Annotated in this window: 18 protein-coding genes; 2 read left to right on the plus strand and 16 right to left on the minus strand. The window is 55.0% G+C overall.

The window, feature by feature from the left end; genetic code table 11:
* Nucleotides 1–314: 314 nt before the first annotated feature.
* The 4 genes from FYZ48_RS15265 to hpnC all read right to left on the minus strand — a co-directional run bounded on the left by FYZ48_RS15265 (nt 315) and on the right by hpnC (nt 6,100).
* Entirely contained in the window at nt 315–1,394 is a 1,080-nt protein-coding gene (locus FYZ48_RS15265) for a ribonucleotide-diphosphate reductase subunit beta (RefSeq protein ID WP_197999894.1), read from the minus strand.
* Nucleotides 1,395–1,467: 73 nt separating this feature from the next.
* Complete coding sequence (locus FYZ48_RS15270) at nt 1,468–4,320, minus strand: ribonucleoside-diphosphate reductase subunit alpha (protein WP_149341816.1); 2,853 nt, start codon at nt 4,318–4,320, stop codon at nt 1,468–1,470.
* Between the two features lie 612 nt (nt 4,321–4,932).
* The gene (locus tag FYZ48_RS29275; RefSeq protein WP_187782040.1) at nt 4,933–5,079 is read right to left on the minus strand and encodes a hypothetical protein; all 147 of its coding nucleotides are present in this window, start codon (nt 5,077–5,079) and stop codon (nt 4,933–4,935) included.
* Between the two features lie 52 nt (nt 5,080–5,131).
* On the minus strand, nt 5,132–6,100 hold the full coding sequence (gene hpnC / locus FYZ48_RS15275) for a squalene synthase HpnC (RefSeq protein ID WP_149341818.1): 969 nt from the start codon (nt 6,098–6,100) through the stop codon (nt 5,132–5,134).
* Nucleotides 6,101–6,414: 314 nt separating this feature from the next.
* Here hpnC and der point away from each other — a divergent pair, with 314 nt between their 5' ends.
* Entirely contained in the window at nt 6,415–7,815 is a 1,401-nt protein-coding gene (gene der / locus FYZ48_RS15280) for a ribosome biogenesis GTPase Der (RefSeq protein ID WP_149341820.1), read from the plus strand.
* A 48-nt stretch (nt 7,816–7,863) separates the two neighbouring features.
* Here the strand turns inward: der and FYZ48_RS15285 are convergent, their stop codons facing one another.
* Both FYZ48_RS15285 and FYZ48_RS15290 read right to left on the minus strand, forming a co-directional pair.
* Nucleotides 7,864–8,766 (minus strand): hypothetical protein, encoded by a 903-nt coding sequence (locus FYZ48_RS15285; RefSeq protein WP_149341822.1) that lies wholly within the window; start codon nt 8,764–8,766, stop codon nt 7,864–7,866.
* 52 nt (nt 8,767–8,818) lie between these two features.
* Nucleotides 8,819–9,688 (minus strand): amidohydrolase family protein, encoded by an 870-nt coding sequence (locus tag FYZ48_RS15290; RefSeq protein WP_149341824.1) that lies wholly within the window; start codon nt 9,686–9,688, stop codon nt 8,819–8,821.
* A 162-nt stretch (nt 9,689–9,850) separates the two neighbouring features.
* Between FYZ48_RS15290 and FYZ48_RS15295 the strand changes: the two genes are divergently transcribed.
* Nucleotides 9,851–11,689, plus strand: coding sequence for a MutS-related protein (locus tag FYZ48_RS15295; RefSeq protein ID WP_149341826.1), 1,839 nt, complete (start codon nt 9,851–9,853; stop codon nt 11,687–11,689).
* A gap of 25 nt (nt 11,690–11,714) precedes the next feature.
* On the opposite strand, the gene mgtE is transcribed toward FYZ48_RS15295, so the two are convergent.
* The 10 genes from mgtE to flgA form a co-directional block, all read right to left on the minus strand.
* Nucleotides 11,715–13,061, minus strand: coding sequence for a magnesium transporter (mgtE, locus tag FYZ48_RS15300; protein WP_149341828.1), 1,347 nt, complete (start codon nt 13,059–13,061; stop codon nt 11,715–11,717).
* A 204-nt stretch (nt 13,062–13,265) separates the two neighbouring features.
* Nucleotides 13,266–13,871: a 30S ribosomal protein S9 gene (gene rpsI, locus FYZ48_RS29890; RefSeq protein ID WP_350193566.1), complete on the minus strand. Its 606-nt coding sequence runs from the start codon at nt 13,869–13,871 to the stop codon at nt 13,266–13,268.
* A 72-nt stretch (nt 13,872–13,943) separates the two neighbouring features.
* Nucleotides 13,944–14,411, minus strand: coding sequence for a 50S ribosomal protein L13 (gene rplM, locus FYZ48_RS15310; RefSeq protein WP_145193687.1), 468 nt, complete (start codon nt 14,409–14,411; stop codon nt 13,944–13,946).
* Between the two features lie 298 nt (nt 14,412–14,709).
* Complete coding sequence (gene flgL, locus FYZ48_RS15315) at nt 14,710–16,971, minus strand: flagellar hook-associated protein FlgL (protein ID WP_149341830.1); 2,262 nt, start codon at nt 16,969–16,971, stop codon at nt 14,710–14,712.
* A 68-nt stretch (nt 16,972–17,039) separates the two neighbouring features.
* Entirely contained in the window at nt 17,040–18,716 is a 1,677-nt protein-coding gene (gene flgK, locus FYZ48_RS15320) for a flagellar hook-associated protein FlgK (protein WP_149341832.1), read from the minus strand.
* A 95-nt stretch (nt 18,717–18,811) separates the two neighbouring features.
* A complete protein-coding gene (gene flgN, locus FYZ48_RS15325) occupies nt 18,812–19,339 on the minus strand; it encodes a flagellar export chaperone FlgN (RefSeq protein WP_145036904.1) in 528 nt (175 codons plus the stop codon).
* Between the two features lie 138 nt (nt 19,340–19,477).
* Nucleotides 19,478–19,852: a rod-binding protein gene (locus FYZ48_RS15330; protein WP_149341834.1), complete on the minus strand. Its 375-nt coding sequence runs from the start codon at nt 19,850–19,852 to the stop codon at nt 19,478–19,480.
* 44 nt (nt 19,853–19,896) lie between these two features.
* On the minus strand, nt 19,897–20,982 hold the full coding sequence (locus tag FYZ48_RS15335) for a flagellar basal body P-ring protein FlgI (RefSeq protein ID WP_149341836.1): 1,086 nt from the start codon (nt 20,980–20,982) through the stop codon (nt 19,897–19,899).
* 38 nt (nt 20,983–21,020) lie between these two features.
* Complete coding sequence (locus tag FYZ48_RS15340; RefSeq protein ID WP_149341838.1) at nt 21,021–21,938, minus strand: flagellar basal body L-ring protein FlgH; 918 nt, start codon at nt 21,936–21,938, stop codon at nt 21,021–21,023.
* A complete protein-coding gene (gene flgA, locus FYZ48_RS15345; protein ID WP_149341840.1) occupies nt 21,935–23,074 on the minus strand; it encodes a flagellar basal body P-ring formation chaperone FlgA in 1,140 nt (379 codons plus the stop codon). The genes FYZ48_RS15340 and flgA overlap by 4 nt, the downstream gene beginning before the upstream one ends.
* Nucleotides 23,075–23,107 lie beyond the last annotated feature (33 nt).

The following is a 23,107-nucleotide window of genomic DNA, read 5'->3' on the forward strand; positions in this document are numbered from 1 at the left end:
TATGCGAACTTGTATTTCGTCGTCTCAGAATGGGTAGTCTTTGAGACATTGAAGGAGAACTTCGTGAGTGCCATAACTTTTTGATGATTGCCAATTAATTTCGCACCAGAGTTCAACGGAATCATAGGATGTTGAACTCTCTAATACAGGCGGTTATCGCCAGCTGCGTTGGTTTATCTCTTTTCAACAGCCACAGAGAAAACGCTTTCGTTGGAGCCCCGCCTGCCATTTTCCCCAATTCTTCACGCGCATCAAAAAAGGGACCACCGGCTGGTGGTCCCTTCGAGGGTGCATTCCATTTTGTCGCGGACGAATCAGTCCCAGGTCAGTGAACCTGAGCTCTGGTATTCGGTCACGCGGGTTTCGAAGAAGTTCTTTTCCTTCGAAAGGTCCATGGTTTCGCTCATCCAGGGGAACGGATTCGAAGAACCGTACTGGGCGGGCAGACCGATACGTTCCAGACGACGGTCAGCAATGTGCTGCACGTATTCGCGGAACAGATCGCCGTTCAGTCCCAGAATCCCGGTGGGCAGACAGTCTTTAGCGTACTCGATTTCGAGTTCGGCCGCATACTTGACGCGATCGATGATGGTCTGCTGAAACTCGGGAGTCCAGACTTCCGGGTTTTCCTGCTTGATGCCGTTGATCAGGTCGATCCCGAAGTTCAGGTGAATGGTTTCGTCCCGCAGGATGTACTGGAACTGTTCCCCGATTCCAGTCATCATGTTGCGGCGATGGAACGAGAGCACCATCACGAAACCGGTGTAGAAGAACAGACCTTCCATGATCAGGTAGTAGCCAATCAGGTTCTTCAGGAATGCCTGAGTTCCTTCGAAGGAATCGGTGGAGAAATCAGGATCCAGAATTTCGGAAGTCAGTTCCATCTCCAGCTGATCTTTTTTGGCGATCGCAGGTACTTCGTGGTACATGTTGAAGACCTCAGACTCGTTGAGTCCCAGGCTTTCCACGATGTACAGGAAGGTATGCGAGTGCACGGCTTCTTCAAACGCCTGACGCAGCAGGTACTGACGGCATTCAGCGTTGGTCACATGCTTGAAGATGGCCAGCACGATGTTGTTGGCCACCAGGCTCTCTGCAGTCGCAAAGAATCCCAGGTTCCGCATGATCACAAACCGCTCGCCTTCGCTGAGCTTGCTGGAACGCCACATTTCGATGTCCTTGGTCATTCCGACTTCGGTGGGCATCCAGTGGTTCGCACAGCCATTCAGGTAATGTTCCCAGGCCCAGTGATACTTCAGCGGCATCAGCTGGTTGACATCGACCTGCGAGCAGTTAATCAGTCGTTTTTTATCCGCCTTGAAGCGGCCCGTGGGGGTATCTCCTACGGGAGTCAGTGAAGGAGAACCGGATGTATTGGAATTGAGAATTGTCATCATAACACCTCATTAAAATCCATTTGGAAAAGTAACGTTAGCACAAAGTTGGTCACGAGTATCAGACAGCCAATTACTGGCAAGCCTCACACTCGCCATCTTCCAGGTTACAGGACTGACCGGGAGTGACGATAGTTGCAGCAGCAGCACGTTCCACCTGGATGTCGCCGGAAGCACTGGCGTTCTTCATCCAGCGAGGCTGAATGCCGAACTTGTTGACGTCCACGGTTGATTTCTCAACCTGGGTGGCTGCCAGCGTTCGCAGGTAGTACGTTGTTTTCAGACCACGTTCCCAGGCCAGCATGTACATTTCATGCAGTTTCTTCCCGGATGGTTCTGAGAGGTACAGGTTCAGTGACTGCCCCATGTCGATCCATTTCTGGCGATGGGCCGCACATTCGATAATCCACTTGGGTTCCACTTCGAATGACGTCAGGTAACGGGCCTTCACATCATCGGGAATCCGTTCAATTTCGACGACCGAACCATCGTAGTACTTGAGAGCTTCCAGCATGTCCGCATCCCACAGGTCGAGGGCTTTCAGATCGTCCACCAGTTGACGGTTGACCTGGGTAAACTCACCAGACAGGTTGCTCTTCACATACAGATGCTTGTAGGAAGGCTCAATCGACTGTGACACACCGATAATCGTGGAGATGGTTGCCGTAGGGGCGATTGCCATCACGTTACTGTTACGCATGCCGTTCGCAGCGATCGAATCACGAACACGCTGCCAGTCCAGACGGGTCTGACGATCCACGTCAATCGGCACGCCCCGCTCTTTCTCGTAGAGGTCGAGCGTATCGATCGGCAACAGGCCCCGTTCCCACTTGGAACCATGATAGGAACCATAGCGGCCCCGTTCTCCGGCGAGTTCGGACGAAGCCAGAATCGCGAAGTAGGAAATGGCTTCCATGCTGGCATCGGCGAATTCAACCGCCTGCATGCTGGCATAGCTGATTCCCTGGGCAAGCAGCGCGTCCTGGAAGCCCATCACGCCCAGACCGACGGGACGATGACGGGTGTTGGAGTTGCGTGCTTCGGCAGTCGGGTAGTAGTTGATGTCGATCACGTTGTCGAGCATCCGCATCGCAGTGCGAACCGTTTCTTCCAGCATGCCCAGGTCGAGCTGACCATCGACGATGTGCAGCTTGAGGTTGACGGAACCCAGGTTGCAGACCGCGGTCTCATCACGGGAGGTGTTGAGCAGAATCTCGGTACAGAGGTTACTGCTGTGAACCACGCCGGTATGATCCTGCGGAGAACGGATGTTGGACGGATCTTTCCAGGTAATCCAGGGATGACCGGTTTCGAACAGACGGGTCAGCATCTTCCGCCACAGTTCGACGGCAGAAACCTTCCGGAACAGTTTGATCTCGCCGGTTTCGGTCATCTGTTCGTATTCGACGTACCGCTTTTCGAAATCGTGACCGTAGAGGTCATGCAGATCGGGTACACTGTCCGGGCTGAACAGGGTCCATTCGGCGTCTTCGCGAACGCGACGCATAAACAGGTCGGGAATCCAGTTGGCGGTGTGCATGTCGTGAGTACGACGACGATCATCGCCGGTGTTCTTCCGCAGATCGAGGAACTCTTCGACATCCAGGTGCCAGGTTTCGAGGTAGGAGCAGACAGCCCCTTTCCGCTTGCCACCCTGGTTCACAGCCACAGCCGTATCGTTGACCACTTTCAGGAACGGAATCACGCCCTGGCTCTGGCCGTTGGTACCACTGATGTGCGAGTTGGTCGCCCGAATCTGAGTCCAGTCGTTCCCCAGTCCGCCGGCCCACTTGGAGAGCTTGGCATTGTCGGAAACACACTTGAAGATATGATCCAGGTCGTCATCGACGGTCGACAGATAACAGGAGCTCAACTGCGGGTGCAGTGTGGCTGAGTTGAACAGAGTCGGCGTCGCAGAGGTGAAGCGGAAGGTTGAAAGAATATTGTAGAACTCAATCGCCCGTCCGGTCGGATCGTCCTGCTCCTGGATTGCCAGGCCCATGGAAACACGCATCCAGAAATACTGAGGTGTTTCAATGCGACGGCCGCCAATGTGCAGCAGGTAACGGTCAAAGATCGCCTGCAGTCCCAGGTACTGGAACAGGTGATCCCGCTTGGGCTCGAGAGCCAGAGCGATACGATTCAGGTCAAAGCTGAGCAGATCGGGGCTCAGACGTTTGGCTTCGATGCCGTCGTTCAGGAACTGCTGGAACCGATCGACGTACAGCTGATTCAGCTCATTTACGTCCGCGGGAGCATTCCCCAGAGCGTCGTTGTAAATGATCTTCAGCATCAGGCGTGAAGCAACGGTATCGTAAGCGGGATCCCGTTCGATACGGGTCCGGGCTGCCAGAATCATGGCGCGATACAGTTCTTCTACGGAGATACCATCGAAGATGGAACGCATGACTTCTTCCAGCAGGTCTTCTGCTGAGCAGTCCCCTTCCAGGCCGCGACAGGCTTCCGACAGGCGGGCCAGAATTCGTGATTCGTCAAAGGGAACTTTCGTGCCGTCTTTGAGGACCACGTGGAAACGAGGTGCGGAAGACTTGACGGTATCTGCATCGTCTTCCAGCTCTGAGGAACCACGCAGGGCCCGCAGTTTGGCGCGTTCAGCACGATAGACGATGTAGCGACGGGCGATCCGGTAGTGCCCGCGACGCATCAGCATCATCTCGACGACGTCCTGAATCTTTTCGACTTCAATGCCTTCATCACTGCTGGCTGCTGAAGAAATTTCGTTGGCCACTGTCTCGACCATCTCCGGAATTTCCATCCGGATTTCATCATCGAGTGGCTGATTTTCCGCGAGATTCAATTCTGCACGAAAAGCGTTGGAGATTGCTCGACCGATCAACGAAGCATCAAACGGAGCTTTGCGCCCCCCGCGCTTCCTGACGATCCATTCTGTTTGCGCTCGAATCATTCGATTGCCTCCTTAAAATGGAATGCTAAAAATCCGGCTGTGTCCATGCCGACAGCAGCTTAGGTGTATCCAAAAGATGTGTGGTGAGATGATCTGCAGTGACACCCCCAGTGACACTACATGAAGTGCTCTCGCTTCTCATTGCCAGAAATGACACAACAGAAAAGACAGGAAACATAAAGAGAATGGAGCAGGCAGGCAGCATTTACGCATTGCATGAACTGGCAACTCCGTTTGCTCTTACAGAACCCTCACTGATCTGAAATTCAATTTCTGAACAATAACCGCATGTGAGAGTCGAGGCTCCAGCAAGTCCCTGTCAGACAGGTTTTTCGAGTCATCAGCAGACACGTTGAGCACTCTGAAAAGCGACAAAAACGTGGCCCGCAACGATCCGGAGATTTACCATCCCAAGGCTTGTGAAAACCAACTTCTTTTTGACCCAGAACGGAACAACTGTGTACTGTTTCGTCTGTGTCACTCACTCATAACACCCAATATAGTGTGTATATTTCAGTAGTCAATACTAAATGTTGGACATCGTCCAAAGATGTCAAGAATCATTAACCAGACTCATCAAAAGCCTGTATTTGTAGAAATTACACACAAATTTCATTCAAATCCAACCCCGAACTCACGAAAAAAATCAAAAGAATCTTTTCCGAATCCGCCCATCGTCAAACTCACCGATCCCCCTGCATCTTGCAAAAAGAGACCAGCTGAATAGAGGGCAAACGGGGCGAACTCACCATTCTTCATCAGAACTTAATCCCCACTGAATTTGCAGGAACGCAACGGCTGAACCAGGAACCTAACGTCCCAACAACCCCCACCGCCGGGCGAGACTCTGCATCAACAGGCCGAAGAACTCTCCCTTGGAGACCACCGGCCGCGTTTTCCAGACGTTGAACTGCACGCCTTCCACATGATCCAGGATCCTCAAGCCTCCCCGCGCAAACAGATCGATATCCACCTGCAGACGGCCCGGCAGGCGGGGCACCAAAGGTAATCCGTCCCTCAGATATTTACGCGCCCGTTCAACCTCAAACGCCAGCAGACACTGAAAGGCAGAGTTAAATTCACGGTTCTCTAACTGCTCCCGGCTATAACCGAACTGGCGTCGATCCTCCGCGGGCAGATAGATGCGACCGATCTCATAATCTCGGGCCACATCCTGCCAGAAATTCGCGAGTTGCAGGCCAGTGCAGATCGAATCGGACCACGCCAGGTTCTCCTCGGTCACCGATCGGCACAGATGCAGGACCAGTCGTCCCACCGGATTGGCACTTCGCTGGCAGTACTCCAGCAGTTGTGCGAAGGTCTCGTATTCCTGTACCCGCTGATCCTGTTCGAACGCCTGAATCAGATCATCAAAGGCCTGCTGAGGCAGATCGAACTCAACAATCGTCGGCGTCAACGCAATGAAGACCGGGTGCAGTTTGACCGTCTCTGAGCCATGTTCCTGTCCTGCCTGAGGCAGTCCGGCGTAACAGGCTTCAAGCTGCGACCGCCACCAGCTGAGCAGCGCCAGTGATCGCTCTGCTCCTTCGATTTCATCCCCCAGATCATCGGCCCAGCGGCAGAAAGCATACACGTTGAAGAAGTGCGTGCGTAACTCACGCGGCAGCACCCAGGAGACGACGGGGAAATTCTCGTAATGCCCCAGCGCGATCCGCCGACAGTAGGCCTGTGCCTCCGACAGGGAAACTGGAGCATCCGTCCCCTCAAAATAGGCCGAATCCGGTCCCCAGGCTGCTAATTCGTGCTCAAATACCGTCATTTAGCCGGAAGTTCCCAAACGCAGGGCTCCAGTTGATTAACAATCGCCGGTCAACTGGATAACCTGTAGAAATATGACTCAGCCGCTATAATATGCGAACCGCAGGCTGTGGTTCGCCGAGCTCTGTTTGTGACCGCCCGGTCCCCTCACCGGCTTGAATGTCAGCAGCAATCAGCTCCGATTTGACAGGCGCTTCACCGTTTCCCCCTGCCAGCTTTCAGGGATACAGCCCCGACAGCGGGAAATCAAGCGAGTGAACCGGCTCCCGTCGAATTCAAACTGAAAACGATTCCTTTGGATAATATAGATTCATCATGGCCATACCCAAAATTGCCATCGTCGGCCGCCCGAATGTAGGCAAAAGCTCGATCTTTAACTGGATCGCCGGACACCGGATCGCGATTGTCGATCCGACCGCCGGCGTGACCCGCGATCGCGTCACGTACCTCGTACATGAAAAAGAACGCTACTTCGAACTCGTCGATACGGGGGGCATCGGCATTACCGACAGCGACGATCTGTCGGAAGACATTGAACGCCAGATCCAGGTCGGCATCGACGAAGCAGACCTGATCCTGTTTGTCGTGGATGGTTCCATGGGCCTGGCCCACCTGGACGAAGAAGTCGCCCAGCGGCTCCGTTCCATCGAAAAGCCCAAAATCCTCTGTGTCAACAAATGCGATTCCACCCGCACCGATGACGAAGCAGCCCAGTTTTTTGGTCTGACCAAAGCGCCCGTCGTGCTCACCAGTGTCAAAGGGAACCGCAACCGGAATGAACTGATCAAGACCATTCTGGATAACCTCCCCCCGGCTGAAGAGTTTGAAGAATCGGAAGGCGAACATCTCTCCAATCCACCCGAACTCAAAATCGCCATCGTCGGTCGGCGGAATGTCGGGAAGAGTACCTTCATCAACGCCCTGGCCGAGTCAGAACGCATGATCGTCAGCGAAGTCGCCGGCACCACACGGGACAGCGTCGACATCCGGTTTGAGTTTGACGACAAATCATTCCTGGCCATCGACACACCGGGTGTGCGGAAACGCAAGAGTCTGGCGAATGACATCGAATTCTACGGCCTGACCCGCGCCAAACGCAGTATCCGCCGCGCCAATGTGGTACTGATGTTCTTCGATTCCCAGCAGACCATCTCCAAGGTCGACAAACAGCTGGTCGCGGAAATTGAAGAGAACCACAAGCCCTGTATCTTCGTCGTGAATAAATGGGACCTGGCCCGCGAAAGCAAAATGACATCGGAGAAGTGGGACGAATACCTGACCAGCCAGTTCCGCACCATGCGGCACGCCCCGGTCGCCCTGGTGACCGCCCGCGATTCGAAGAACATCAAGCAGGTCGTCAACCTGGCACAGACGATCTACAAGCAGTCCCGCAAGCGGGTTTCCACCGGACGGCTCAACAAGGTCGTACGGGCGGCGATTCAAAATAATCAGCCCCCCTACTCCAAGAACCGGCGTCCGAAAATCTTCTACGCCACCCAGGTCGCCACCGAACCGCCGACCATCGTTCTGAAGTGCAACGATTCGAAACTGTTCAGCGAGTCCTGGAAACGCTACCTCAGCGGCGTGCTGCGGGAAGAACTCCCCTTCAATGAGATCCCGATCAAGATCTACTACCGTTCCAAGGACCTCAAGGAAGACATCGGCCCCAGCCTGGATATGCGCGACGAGATCGAGGAAGACTTCGCGCAAGAGTAGGCATTTTTCTGCTTACCCCACCGAAGGCACTAACACTCGCAGGAAACTCTAATCGAAGTTCATCTGCTTAATGTGTGCCGCCGCGGCGTCTGCCAGGACGTCGCGGAACATGCGGTCGGGATTGTCGAAAAAGGCGATGCTGATTCCGCGATCCACAGAGCGGGTCGCCAGTAGAGTCTGCATCGGCGTGGGATGCACATAGCGTTCCATGTAAATCAGCCGCATGCCGGGCCCCTCAAGATTCAGCAGGCGTTCAAAATACTGCATCGCCAGATTCCCCTCGCGGGCCAGCACAGCCCCCTTCACCGACACCCGGAGTTTCTGCCATTCTTCAGACGTCATCTCTTTTTTCCACGCCATGACCTGCCGATGCATGGCATCCAGCTGACTGGCGGCCGCCTCCGCAATATTCGTCTGAATCATCGGCAGCATACCGCGTGTAAATGCATAGAGCTCTTCAGTACTAAAGCGTTGCTGTTGAATCACGTGTTCCAGAAACTGCTTCGAACCGGCCAGCAACTGCTTCTGCCGCTTCAGCTGTTCTCCTTCCAGGCCAATGTGATCCAGCTGCTTCTCGACCCGGTCAATCTGACCATGATACTCGGCCAGTTGCTGCAGGCGTTCCGTATCCAGTTCTCCTGCCCCAGCTGGCCCCAGCATGAGGTAGATCGCGACCGGCATATGCGCAAAGACTTTCACCGTGTCGTACCGGGGAAACAGAATTTCCGAAGTCGTTTCCTTCCCGCCACGGATCAACACGAGCTGACCATCTTTCAGCAGTATGATCGGTCCGCCAGAGGCAAGATCCAGTTTTCTCGCGGCCGCATGTGCTTTGATGAAGTCCCCATTCAGCTTCAGCAGCGCGTCTTCTGCAGCGGCATCCGGTCCTTCCGAGTAAGCCACCTGCGGCAGCACCATCAAGATCAGAACCGCAAAAAGTAAGTGCCTCATATTTCTGCCTCCCTGAATGAGAATCAGCTGTTAGATTGAAACGACCTCAAGCTTAAAGTCGATAGAATGCTTCCGCATTGTCGTGGAACAGCTTTCGCTGAAAAGCCTCGGAGCGATCCTGCACAATCCACTGCAGAGCTTCGTACCATGTTTCAAACGTCGCCGTCAGCGTACAGACGGGCCAGTCCCCTCCGAAGAAGACGCAGTCTTCGCCAAACGTGTCCAGGCAGAAGTCGATGTTCTGTTTGAGGTCTGCCGGTTTCCATGTTGCGGGAGTCGCGGTCGCCACGATTCCCGAAATCTTACACATCACCTGCTCCCGCTCAGCCAGTTGTCGCAGACCCGATTCCCATTCCGCACGGGCCTCCTGCTGATCGGGCTGCACACTCATGTTGCCGCAATGATCCACGATGAATCGCGTCTCCGGGCAGGCATCAACCAGCTCCACCGCATCCAGATACTCTGCCGGTCGCATACACAAATCGAAACTCAGATCATGCTGACCGAGCAGCTGGATATTCTGTTTGAATTGAGGCGTCAGGCACATGCCCCGCGGCCGATCCGGATCGTGCAAAATACTTCGCACGCCCTTCAGAAACGGATTCCCAAGGAACTCTTCCAGGTACGACGCAAATCCCACTTCGCCCGGCTGCCCTCCGATGACGGCTCCTGACATTGGATTGTCAGACTGAGCGCACAACTCGAGTACGTAGCGGGCTTCTTTCGCATGCAGATCCGGGTGAACATTTACTTCCATGTAAACCGTTTTGGCGACCGGGCAATTTCGTGTCGCCTCCCGGTAGTCGGACATCCGAAAGCTGCGGCGCAGGACATCCATTCCAGGCAGTTGCAGCCAGGGCAACTCGAATAGATCCAGATCCCAGAGGTGCTGATGCGTGTCGATAACAGGTACTTGATCCATGCCCGGTTTCTCCTGAAAAATAACTGAGATGCATGGTTGTTTTACCCTGTACGAAGACTCATTGCAAATCAGAATTCACCGTTGTTTACGCTGGCAATGAACCCGTCAATCCGTTAGAAGTGAGCTTTACCAGAAGAGCGTTCTCAGAAGATTACGAACTCGATGCAAGCCCCCCAGAATCAGCAGAATCCCCGGACCGAATACGAACAGCGGCTCGCCAGTCGTGCGGCGGACGTACAGGCATTTGTGAAGGAGAGCGACCGCTTTTCGACGTGGCGGGGCTTTGTCTTTCTGGCAGCAGTCGGAATCCTGCTGGCCTCCACGCTGGGCGAGATCCTGAGCGCCCAATGGCTGCTTGTGCCCGCGATCGCCTTTATTGTACTGGTGATTCTGCACGCCCGCTGTATCCGCCACCTCAAACGGGCCCGGCTCGCGGAAGCCTACTACCGAACCGCCCTGGATCGCCTGGACGACAAGTGGATTGACGTCCGGCCCACGGGAGAGGAATATTACGACCCGCAACACATGTACGCCGGCGACCTGGACCTGTTAGGGCGAGGCTCTCTGTTCCAGCTGATCTGTGCCGCCCGTACGAAGCTGGGAGAAGAAACGCTGGCCCGCTGGCTGCTAGGCCCGGCTGAGACCAGTGTCATCCGCGCGCGTCAGCAATCCGTCGAAGAGCTCCGCAACGAACTCGATTTTCGCGAGACGTTAGAACTGCTCGAAGCGGAAACCCATAGTGAAATCGAACAGACTCACCTGGCCGACTGGGTCGGGCAACCCCTGATCTCCATTCCCGCTCCCCTGCAGTGGGCCTCGATGATCACGGGGATCTTCGCCGCCCTGTCAGTCATCAGCTGGCTGTTCTCCTGGACCGGAATCGCCCCGATCGTGGTCGCCATCATCATTCAGGTTTGCCTGCTCTTCTTTGTTGGTCCGCAGATCCGCGAACTGCTGAGCCAGACCGATGAAGTCCGCGACGGGCTGCCGGTGCTCTCCGACGTCCTGTCTTTGATTGAACAGCGCGAATTTAACTCGCCGCACCTCCAGGAAATTATCGCCGCCCTGCAGACCGACGGCGTCCCTCCCTCAAGAAGCATCGCCCAGCTCAGACGATACATTCAGGGCTTGAACAACTGCTTCCGCAACCAGTTCTCCGCCCCGTTGACGATTCTGCTGGGAATCCCGTTTCACTACCTGAGCGCCATCGAACGCTGGCTCAAACGCGTGGGGCCACACTGCCCCGAATGGCTGGCAGCGGTCGGAGAATTTGAGGCTCTCTGCTCCCTGGCCGGCCATGCCTATGAACACCCCACAGACCCGTTCCCCGAAATCGTGGAACCGACAGCTGGTCCCTGTTTTGAAGGGACCAGCCTGGGGCACCCCCTGATTCCCGAACATCAGGTCGTTCGCAACGATGTCACACTGAATTCACAGGACCGCCTGCTGATGATCAGCGGTTCGAACATGTCCGGCAAAAGTACGCTGATGCGAACCGTGGGCACGAACTTCGTGCTCGCCCTGGCTGGAGCGCCCGTGCGGGCCGTCTCACTTCGCGTCTCCCCCATGCAGGCGGGAACCGCGATGCGGGTACAGGACTCGCTGCAGCAGGGAGCCTCGCTGTTTTACCAGTCGGTCGCCCGGCTCTCAGCCGTGGTGCACCTGGCGGACGCTCCCGAACCCGTGCTGTTCCTGCTCGACGAAATCCTGCAGGGAACCAACTCGCATGACCGTCGGATCGGCGCCCAGAGCGTGATTGAAACGCTCATCGAACGGGGCGGAATCGGCATCGTAACAACTCACGACCTGGCCTTAACCGAAATCACGGACCTGTTCGGCGACAAGGCCCGCAACGTGCACTTTGAGGATCAGCTGGTGGACGGCAAAATGACATTCGACTACCGCATGCGCCCCGGTGTCGTCGAGCACAGCAACGCCCTGGAACTGATGAAGATGATGGGCATTCAGCTGAAAGAAGTCGAAATCGACCCCGAATCCTGAGCTGCAAACCGCTGACCGCAGCCGCTCAACTGACGATATACATCGCCACCTGGAAATAGATAATCAGCCCCAGGATATCCACCAGCGCAGTAATAAACGGATTTGACATCAACGCCGGATCCATCCCCAGCTTGCGAAAGCCCATAGGCAGCATTCCCCCTGCTGAGATTCCCATCAGCACTACCAGAAAGACCGCCAGGCCAACGACCGTTGCCTGCATCAGCGCGCCAGTAAAGGCCCACGAGATACCGAAGCTGATCAGCGACAGCATGCTTCCCAGCAGCAGGCCCAGCTTAAACTCTTTCATTAACAGCGCATTTAATTCTTCGCGCTGGATGTTCGACTCGATCGCCATCGCCCGGATGATCAGCGTGGCAGACTGCGATCCCGCATTACCACCACTGGCCAGGATCAGGGGAATAAACAACACCAGCCATTCGAACTTGTCGGACACTGCCTCGTAATGTTCCAGCACCTTAGCCGCCAGGAACGAGGGGACCAGCAGGAAGATCAGCCAGCCGATTCGCTTACGGATCACTGTGAGCAGAGACGTTGACAGGTAACTGTCTTCGAGTGGCTCGACCGCAGCCAGGCGGTAGGCATCCTCGGTCGCCTCTTCCTGCATAATATCGATCGCGTCATCGTGTGTTACAATCCCTACCAGTTGATTCTGGTTATCGACCACGGGAATCGCCACGAAGTCGAACTTCGCCATCTGTTGTGCGACAAATTCCTGGTCATCATCAACGCGTACCGAAATCACATCCCGGTTAATTAATTCCGAGAGGGGCCGCGTCGGACGGGCAAAGATCAGCTCCCGCAGTGAGACAATCCCCTGCAGTCTGCGGCCCTCATCGACTACGTAAATATAGGAGATGATTTCACTGTCTGGTGCCTGCTGCCTCAGTTTCTCCAGGGCCTGGGCCACGGTGATGTTCGCGGGCAAATACGCATACTCGGTTGTCATGATCGCGCCGGCACTGTCTTCCGGATAGGAGAGCAGCTTGCGAATATCACTGCGTTCGGCCTGGGCAATCAGTGGCAGCAGCTCTTCGACGTGTTCTTCGTCCATCCTTGAGAGCAGGTCGACGCGGTCATCGGGCGCCATCTCTTCAATCAGCTTGGACAGCGGTCCCCGATCAATGACCGCTACGATTTCAATCTGCTGAGGCAGAGACAGGAACTGGAAGATCTCAGCCTGCTTCTGAGAATCACAACAGGAGATGACCCGCCAGACTTCCCGACTGTCCAGTTCGGCCAGAATTTCGGCGGTCACAGCCGGATAGAGGGCTTCACAGAATTCCCTGATGCCTGCGTTATCATTTTCATCCAGCATCACCTGGAGCTCAGGTAGCAATAACCGCCCATACATGCTGAACGCTCCTTTTGATTGTGATGTTGATCAGACGCCCGCACCGGTTACGAAGATGATCCGCGACAGGATGAAAGCGCCTGCCTGTCTGCCGGCCGGTCCATTTTCTGTAAAAAAACACCCTAACCGGAGAACGCCAGTCAGGGTGTTGATGACTTCTAACAGGCAAGTAATTGGAACATTGCCTGGTTGCTCGCAGGTCGCTTAGCGTTTTGAGAACTGGAAGCTTTTGCGGGCTTTCTTGAATCCGAATTTCTTACGTTCAACCATACGGCTGTCACGAGTCAGGAAGCGTCCTGCACTCAGAGCTTCGTGGAGCTGGTTGTTGTAAGCTTCCAGAGCACGGGCGATACCCAGAACGATAGCACCGGTCTGACCAGTCGTTCCACCACCGCTGACGCGAACCCAGACATCAACCTTACCGTAGGTGTCGGTCGCTTTAAGGGGGGCTTCCACCATCTGGCGGTCACGTTCGACCTTGAGGTGATCATTCAGACCAACGCCGTTGATGGTCAGGTTACCGGAACCAGCTTTGATGCGGACGCGGGCGACAGCGGTCTTACGACGGCCGGTTCCCATGGCGACGCCATGCTTGTCCAGTTTGCCACGGATGACGGGCTCTGGTTTGACGACATCTTCCTCTTCCGTTTCAGTGGCCAGACCTGATCCCAGAGTCAACTCAGGAACACCAGACGAGACTGTCATCGATTCGGCAGTCGCATCCTCTGATGTCGCTGTTTCTGCTTCAACCGGGGTCTGCTGTTCTGTGGTTTCTTCTGTTACTTCTGATTCTGGAGTCTCATTTTCCATAACGGTCAACTACTCTTATCTTGTTTTACTGAAAAGGGATAAAGGGAAGATCGAGTCTTTACTCTCAGTGTCTTACGGGAGCAGGTACTCAGGCCATTCCTGGGGCTGCTGGGCCTGATGATCGTGAGTCGGGCCGGAATACAGCTTCAGCTTTTTCAGCATCTGACGACCCAGCTTGTTTTTAGGCAGCATGCGACGAACGGCTTCTGACAGAACCTGTGTTGCCTGTCCGCGTTCCAGTTTCTGCTCTGCAGTCACGTTTTTCAGACCGCTGGGGTAACCACTGTACTTCGCGTAGCTCTTTTCCTGCATTTTGCGGGAGAAGTAGGGATGCGAATCATGGGCCAGCTCTTTGCCGGTAAACTTGATCTTATCACAGTTTACGACGACGACATAGTCACCGGTATCAACGTGGGCTGTATAAGTTGGCTTGTGTTTGCCCATCAGTACGGTAGCAATTTTGGTAGCCAGCCGTCCCACAATCATGTTATCTGCATCAACAACGAGCCACTGAGGGTCGACAGTCTTTGCATTCGCCATAAAAGATTTTGTAGTAGACACCGGTTATTCCTCAAACGTAAACGATACAATATTATAGACTTATATCAAAACGCCCAACATCAGGGCGTCTTCAGATTGACTTCAAAAAGTCTGTAGCAGGCCGGTTTACGCCGGTAAAGGGAGCGCATACCAACCTCAAGGGAGCGGGTAACAGTAACCTTTTTGCAGGCGATCTTCAACTTCAGCGAGGAGGAAAATCCGAGCCAGAAGGCAAAAAAGGAGAGAAAACCGCTACCAGCTGGCGTCAGGCGCCAAATCCGTGTCTCGTCAGCCCTGATCAGAGGTAGGAGAGCAGCGTCAGCTGCAAGGCCTGCGAGGTTACCTGAAGATTTGCCTGAAAGGCCGTCTGGCGCTGGGTGATCTCAACAATCACTTCCGTCAGGTCGGTATCAAAATCCCGGGAAATGGCTTCCCTGATCTGCACTTCCTGATCCTGCAGTCGACCACTGGCGTCTTCGAGAATACTCAACCGGTTCCCGATCTCCGATCGCACGCCATTCACGCGATTGATTTCGGCATCCAGTTTCACTCCGATCCGCTCAATACCCTGACTGTCATTGTTGCGCAACGCCGTTTCCAGGCGAGACAGCAGATTAATCACCCCCGTCGCTTCTTTCGGGTTGGGTTCTTTCCCCTGCAACCCCACCAGCGGGTCACTACCTGATTCGGTACCATCGATCCCCAACGCATATGCGAGTTCAATCGGCGGAATTTCCAACGGTCCGGTGCCTGAAGCATCGTAAATGGTAATGCCGTTCCCCGTCGTATTCAGAGTGGCCTGCAATTTGATGGGAATGAAATTCCCCTGTAACGGTACGCTGTTATCGGTCCCGGTCTCACTGACCACCAGTCCCAGGGCATCGGAAACCGCATTACTGGCGATACTCAACGGCCCGGTCCCCGAATTATCGGTAATGCGAATCGCATTCGTATCCGGGTCGATGCTCGCGACCAGATTTCCCGGATCCACGGCGTTGATCGAATCCAGCACATCCTGCACGGTCGCATCGCCGGCCAGACTCACATTCGCCACGGAACCATCTCGTCGGGTAATATCCAGAGTGGTCGCCCCGACTGGTACACCCTGCCCCAGATTCAGATCCGCCAGCGGCGTGGTACCGTCGAAAGTCTCAAAGTCATTGATCTTATCCAGCACGTCCTGCACGGTCGTCGCACCGCTCAGATCGATGTTAATGGTACTTCCATCACGCCGATTAATCTGCAGCTTGTTCGAAGAATTAACATCGACGCCCCGCCCGTAATTCAGTTCCGAGAGAGGCGTACTGGCAGAAAAGGTAGCAATCCCCAGTCCCGCAGCATTGGATCCGCCATTATTCTCACCAATCGAGAAGTCAGCACCACTGATGCGACTTGAAATCGCCAGTCCATTCCGGGCCTCATTAATTCCGAGATTGAGATTAGGATCAGCCGTACGAATCAGATTGAAGACATCTTCAATCGTGGTCGCCGTCGACAGGTCGACTGTGTGGGTCTCGCCTCCATTATTGATGACAAGTCCGGTTCCGACGGTCGAGCCGATTCCGGTACCGCCGTTCAGAGAAGCCAGCGTGGTCTGCAGGGTGATCCCCGGATCGAGGTCGCCTCCGTTGATTTGTGCTACCGCGGTACTGGCAATCCCCAGTTGCGTCGCCAGACTCGAACCAGAGACATTGGAAACCGCCACGGTTCCCGCAGAGGGAGTTAACCGCAGTCCGTTCTGACTGGATGGATCGATGTCGACCGTCAGCGTGACCGGACTACCAGAAAATGCATTCTCCAGCACGGTTTTGAGATCCTGGATGGTCTCTACCCTGGAAAGGTCAATCGTCTGAGTTTCGGGAGTCCCGTTATCCAGCGTGACTGAGATTGATCCCAGCTTGGCCCCCCGCCCGCTGTGCAGGTCTGCAATGCGGGTCTGTAACGTTAAGGCGGGATCGATGTCACTCCCGATTTCCGGGCTACTGGCGGCAAAGGCGGAAATGCCGTCGAAGTTATTGGAGAGGAGGGTCTGAGTATCGATGTAGGACTGAACCTGATGACCGTCCCCATTATAGACCACCTGCCCGTCGGCCAGTTCCTGGAAGGGGGCGACATTGGTCAGGCTGCCGGAAAAAAGGTATTGGCCGCGAAACGTAGTATTGCCTGCGTTGATGACCTGTGTCCGCAGCGCTGCCACCTGATCGGCAAGTGCCACGCGTTCTGAGTCGGAGACCGTCGAACCGACTCCTGACAGTGCCAGCGTCTTGGCGGTATTCAGTGCATCGCCCACACTGTTCATCGCCGTCTCACTCATGGCGAGCAGGCTCTGGTTGGTGCTGATGTTGGTCTGGTACTGCAGCTGACGTTCGAGTGTGGACTGGAGAATGATCGTCCGCAGCGCCGCTGCAGGAGATTCACTGAGCAGGGAAAACTTCTGTCCGGTGGCCACCTGCTGCTGGAGATTCGACAGTTCCCGGGCGTTGCTGTTCAACGATGTCTTCAACCGCTCAGAGAGCATCGTCGAAGGCTGTCGACCTGGTAATAAAGGACCGATATTCATAATTCACGGCATCCGTCATTCATTTCCGAGACGCAATTCTGACAATCCGCCACGGGTAAAGTGTCTGTTTAAATCTGTAATAAAATGGTAAAGAGTTCATCGATGGTGCTGACCAGTCGGGCGGCAGACTGAAACGCACGCTGGAACTTCATGACGTTGATGGTCTCTTCATCGATACTCACTCCGGAGAACTGTTCGCGCTGGCTCTGGAGCGAATCCCGGAATGTCTGAGCGCCTTCAGCCAGCGCGCCCTCAGAAGCGGATGACTGGGCGATGCTGGATACCACTTTATCGTAATATTCGTCGAGGGTGATACCCCCGAGTGACTCAATCGGCTGCTGCGAAAAGGCAGCCAGCGCCACCGCGTTGCTGCCATCTGAAGGGCCGCCCCCCTGTCCCAGTGCCAGGAACTGCTGGTTATCTCGCACGACCGAGTTGATTCCGATATCACTGGAATCGGATCCCGTGAACAGCGTATTGATGCCGATGGCCGCGAGGGCCCCACTGGTATCGTTGGAGAAGCGGAACTCATAATCGGAGTCGGCACTAAGGTTCAGCCGACCATCGGTCGACACACTCGAATTCAGATTCGCCACTCCGTTCAGCGCACTGGCCAGACTGTTTAACGTGGTGTCCGCCCCAATTCCGTCCAGGTCGACATTGATCGTTGTGGTATTGGTAATTCCCGTCGTCTTATTTGTGACTTTAATCTGGAAGCTGCCATGACTCGCCTGGAACGGCAGACCCGAAAGCGCCGAACTCAGATTAGCGGAAGGATCCAGGGCTGCGGACGCGGAGGTCAACTGCTCAAAGCCTGCAGTCCCTTCTCCGGATGAATGGATCTTGTTGAACTCAAAGATCAGGTTGGACGCATAAGTATCCAGCTGATCCACAAAGCCCCCCAGGATGTCATCGCGGCCTTCGATAATTCCCTTGAGCTCCCCCCCGGTTCGGGAAATATTACTATGAGTCCGGGATAAAAACACTTCCTGGACAACAACCCCTTTATCGGTGTCGGTCTCAACAGTCAGCTTCTGAGAGGAGCCGGCCAGAACCAGATAGTCGGAACCGGTAAACACATCGATGGCACCATCTGCGCGTTCACGAAACCGCACGGGGATCAGTTCGGAAAGTCGATTGAGCGCGTTATACCGCTCGGTTCGCAGAGCGCCCGCATCACTCTCCAGCAGTCCGGAAGCTTCGAGCTTCGAAATCTTCGGATTCAGGTCCACGATCTTGTCGATCAGCTCGTTGGCCTCTTTCACGAGGTTTTCCACGTTGACCGACTGGGTCTCGCGCAGATCGTTGATCCGCAGTCTTAGCGAACTGATCTCGGAGGCAAACTTCTGAGCTTCACTGAGCACAAATTCCCGGTCCGGAATTGAGCCAGGCTGATTCACCGCGTTGTTCAACTTGGCCAGAAAATCATTCAGACCGGTCGACAGGTCGCCGCCTGAGAGCTCGCGCAGCTCGCTTTCCAGCTGCTTGTAAATCGTGTCGCGTTCGTTGATAGAAGAATATTCGGTGTTCGCTGAGTGAATGCGGGTTTCCAGGAACAGATCGATCTGCTGCTGAATCCCGGAGATCTCCACACCCGTCCCGGTGATCAACGCTCCCTGTCGATAGGGATCGGACGGATTGAGAACCAGATTCTCACGGATGTAGCCGGGAGTGCCCGCATTGGCGATATTCTGGCCCGCAACCTGGATGCCGGTACTGAATACCTCCATCGATTGCTTGGCCATTGATAATGCTGCATTAAGTCCCATGGCAGTATGTCCGTAATGATAAATGCGTTCTTAAACCATCGCCCTGCTCCGCCCGTGAAGGGCAGCCGCAATCAGGCCGATGCGTCAAAGATCGCCCCCCCTGAACCATTTTCATTCTGGCCGCCCGAGTACGTCGGCGTCTTTTTCCCTGCGTGCGCAATCAGTTCCAGGATCTGCGAGTAATGCTGAAACGAACGTTGGGCCACAATCCACTGGACCCAGCTTTCATGCCTGAGCTTCTGCGACCGCTGCTGCACGACTTCAATCCGTTCCGCGATCGGTTCGGAGACCTCGATGCCCAGTCCCAGACCAGGCAGCAGTTCCTGCAGGGAACCGGCGGGCAGACCGAGTTGCTCCGCGGTCTGCAGCAGTTGCTGTCGTCTCAGCAGAATGAACTGCAGCGTATTGGTGAGCTGCTCTTCGATCACGGCCAGCTGTTCAATCCGTTCCGGATCGACCTGTTTCAGCGCCTGTGACTTCTGCTCATAGAGTTCAAGCAGTTTCTTTTGAATGGGTTCGAGATCATTCAGGATCCCGGTCAGTTTACCCAATAGCTGTTGATGTTGCGCCGGTACCGGCGCAGTTGGTGCTGCATGCATGGGAGCCCCCTTTCTCCCGGTTTACATAATCCGCCCCTCGGACGGTGAAAATCGCCTATCGTTATAATCGGCACAATCGCTCTATCTCTCGCGTCTGTTTTATTCAGAATCCCCTCGTCAGGTATAAAGACTGTTCTTTTATAGTGTTACGCCGGATGCCGCATTGATCGATTTCATCGACTGCGCATTCAACTGGCGTGAAAATGATGAGAACAATGTGTCTGAAAACGCATTTCCTTCCTGAGAAGCCAGGTCTTCAGAAATCTGCTGGTCCAGTTGAGACTGAAACATCTCTTCCGCCTGGCCACCGTGAAAATAAGCCGGCTTTCCCTGGGCAGAACGCAGCGCTTTGAACATCTGCTGATAGAAGGTACCCGCAACGAACTTCTGGAACGCTTCCTTCAGCTCCGGCGAACTCTGCCCGGGCTGCTGTAATTCCGACGGTGCCTGGCTGACAGGTGTCAGCAGGGTACTCTGTTGAATGTTGTTTTGAATTCCAGACAGGGGGGCCATGGCTGGTGATCCTTGTGAAAATGATTGAGTGAACGACAGGACTCTTAGTGCTCGTCATATTCCGCGTGCAGTTTTCCGGAACGATGCAACTCGCGGATAATGCTGATCACATCTTCGGTAGGCACGCGTAACTGATTCAACGCCTCGACCAGCTCCTGCAGTCGTTGCGTATTCTGCTGACCTGGCTGTCCATTAACCGGCACAAAGCCTCCCGGCAGCCCCCCCTCGGCCGGATTACCAATGCCTACGGTCAGATTCTTATGTGAGATCACCACCGGGCTGATTTCGACTTCGCCGGTGACGACAACGGTTTGTGATTTAGGATTGACCACCACCCGGGCCTGCTGGTGCGGACGATCGATGCCGACCTCCATCACAGCTGCAATAAACTCGACCGGTGATTCGATATACTGACGGGGAATCCGAATGAAAACCCGACCCGGTCCCTGGGCAATCGCCAGTTGACGGTTCCCCGCTTCAAAACTGAATTCCGCGTTGATGACACGGGCAACTTCACTGGCAGTGTGGAAGCCGGCATGACGCTTATCGACGAGCAGCGTAATCGAACGGGTCCGACGATCGATAAATGACAGTTCGAAGTCCCGCTCCATCACCAGGCCGTTGATAATCTTCCCGGTTGCCAGAGAAAGTTCGTCTTCCAGAATCACAGCTCCGGAACAGAGACCGGCGAACACTTCGTTACCGATTTCCGGTGTCGCCACTGGTGCGACCAGCAGACGACCGCCCCGCAGACTTTTGGCTCCCAGCATGGAACTGACGAAACAGTCCAGCTTTTGCCCTTTCCGAATGCCACTGGCGGGAATCGTGGCTTCAATCATGACCAGTGCCACGTTATTCGCGGCTGCCAGATCCTTGAGATCGACCACCGGATTGTTCAAGTGCTTGAGTGCCGCTGCCAGGCTGCGGATCGTCGGCAGATTCTTGGGACCATCACCGGTCCCGTCGAGCCCGACCACCAGTCCCATGCCTGTGAGCTTAATCTCCCGCATGCCATACACGCTGCAGATATTCTCCACGCGCGTACGTGCCTGCAGTTCCTGTTGCGAACAGGTCAGCATTCCGAGGAACAGCAGACAGACGATAACAGATTGGGAGAACCGGGCAGACATGATGAATTTCCGTATTCGTTTAACAATAAGACTCAAAATTAAAACGGGAAGAACCAGTCGTACAACACCACGCCCCAGGGACGCTTCGTACTCTGGTAAACTTTCCCGCGCTGGTGCTTGACGATATCCAGGTTGGCAATGTTTTCACTCAATGCCGTATTGTCGCGATTGACATCCTTACTGCGAATCTCTCCCGTCAGCCGGTATTCCCAGACATCCCGATTACTGCGAATGCTCTTGCGGGCTTCCAGAATCAGGTTACCATTCGGGCGAATATCAACCACGGTCGCGGCGATGCGGTACTGAATCCCTTCGCGGTCCGCCACCTGACCAGTACTCTGCAGGCGTCCCTGCAGCTGCGTGTCAATCTTGGGACTGTTCAAGGCAGCGGGTGCCAGGTTTCCGGCGTTATCAATCCGCATGAACTCTTTGAGTTCTGCTTTCAGTGTTTCGGTACGGTTCCGGTTAAAACGGGAATCGATGGTCACGCTTGATTTTTCATCCACCATAATCGTGATGATGTCATGCACCTTGACTACGATCGGTTCAGGCGCGGGTACGTAGATCAGCGAATAATCACGAAGCAGTGGCGGCTTGGGCGAAGGTGTGTACAGGTCTCCTTGCCCGAATGTATTCGCCAGGGACTCGGTCACTTCCATCGCCTCGGATGAGTATTCAAACTGATTCATACGGGCGGCCAGACGCTCCGGCGGCGTGACGGGTTTGTCTGCCTTCTGTCGTAACGCTTCGAGGTTACTCAGTTCGGAAGTACCCTGGGTGGATCGTATTGCAGTGCTCTGATTGGCCTGCGCGGTGTTCTGCACAGCTGGACCCTGTGCCCGCACGACGCTCGAACAAAGCAATACGATACATCCCAGGGAAATCGCCTCCCGTAATACTGCCAGCTTTCTTCTTCGCTGGCAGGTTCGCACACTGATTCCTCTGAGTGACTTCACTTGGACCTCCCCCCTCTTTGAATTTCGTATACGGTCTGCACCTGACCGCCTCGCGAGGGACCAGCTGACTCGGTCGTACCGGAGATGAACTGGATTCCCGTCGACTGTGACATCTGGCTGGACGGACGGTAGTTCACTTCGGTCTGGTTGTAACCGGTCACCGTCGCCGTCAAACGATCGCGGCCTTCCAGAGCGATCAGTGTGATCTGATCTCCCATGGAACCATCACCGCGTGCCCGCATTTCGCGGCGGACAGAAATGCCGCCCCGTCGGGCATACACGGTTACGATCGCGCCATCGCGTACCAGGGGGACTTCGATCAGGTCTTCGGTCCGCATCGGCTGCGTCTGATAGACAGTGCGGGTCAGTTCGCGGCCAATTACCTGCCGCGGATCGCTGATCCCTTTCTGATCTTTTTCGGGTCGCATCCAGACCAGGTCGTCGGCGCGAACCACTGTACCCCGATTTAATGTGTATTTGGCTGCCAGAATTTCCGGCACTCGTTGGATCTGACAAATAACACGCACCTGTCGGACCATTCCCTGAGCATCTTTCAACTGCAGCAGAACAGGTTGCTCGGTCTGACGATTCAGATCCAGCTGTGAAAAGTAGAAGCCATCGGCCCGGGTTTCACGCACCACAGGCACGTCTGCCGGCTGCAATCGAACCGAGACCGTAAAATGGCTGGACTGGGGAGCAGTCCGGCTGATCCAGTTCTGGAGTGCCTGCTGGACTTTTTCTTCAGTCTGCTGCAACTCCTGCTGTGTCGCGACCTTCTTAACCTGGGGCTCTTCCCGCGGGCTTTCTGAACTGACACGGATCTGGCTGCGTCCTGTTAACTCAAGCTGACTCAAGTCAACGCCCAGTGCCTGCAGGCGACTGCGGATTTGTGAAACCGTGATGACCTGGGTGCGTCCCTGCCCCGGAGCAGGTTGTAGAATCATCGCCTGCATACGGGCGGCTTCCGCCTCATCCGCGTTCAGCACGTCAGCCACATCGCCCAGACGTACCACGGACGAATTCACGACCGCGGTCGACTTCAGCCGCAGAATCTCAGCCCGCACGTCATACGTGTGGCTCAGACAGCAGGCTGTCAGCAACAGACTTAAAACGGATTTGGCCCAGATACGATTCATTACAGTTTTCAAATTTCTATGGTTAGTCGGTCA

Origin of the sequence: Gimesia chilikensis (genome assembly GCF_008329715.1) — a bacterium.
Lineage (GTDB): Bacteria > Planctomycetota > Planctomycetia > Planctomycetales > Planctomycetaceae > Gimesia > Gimesia chilikensis.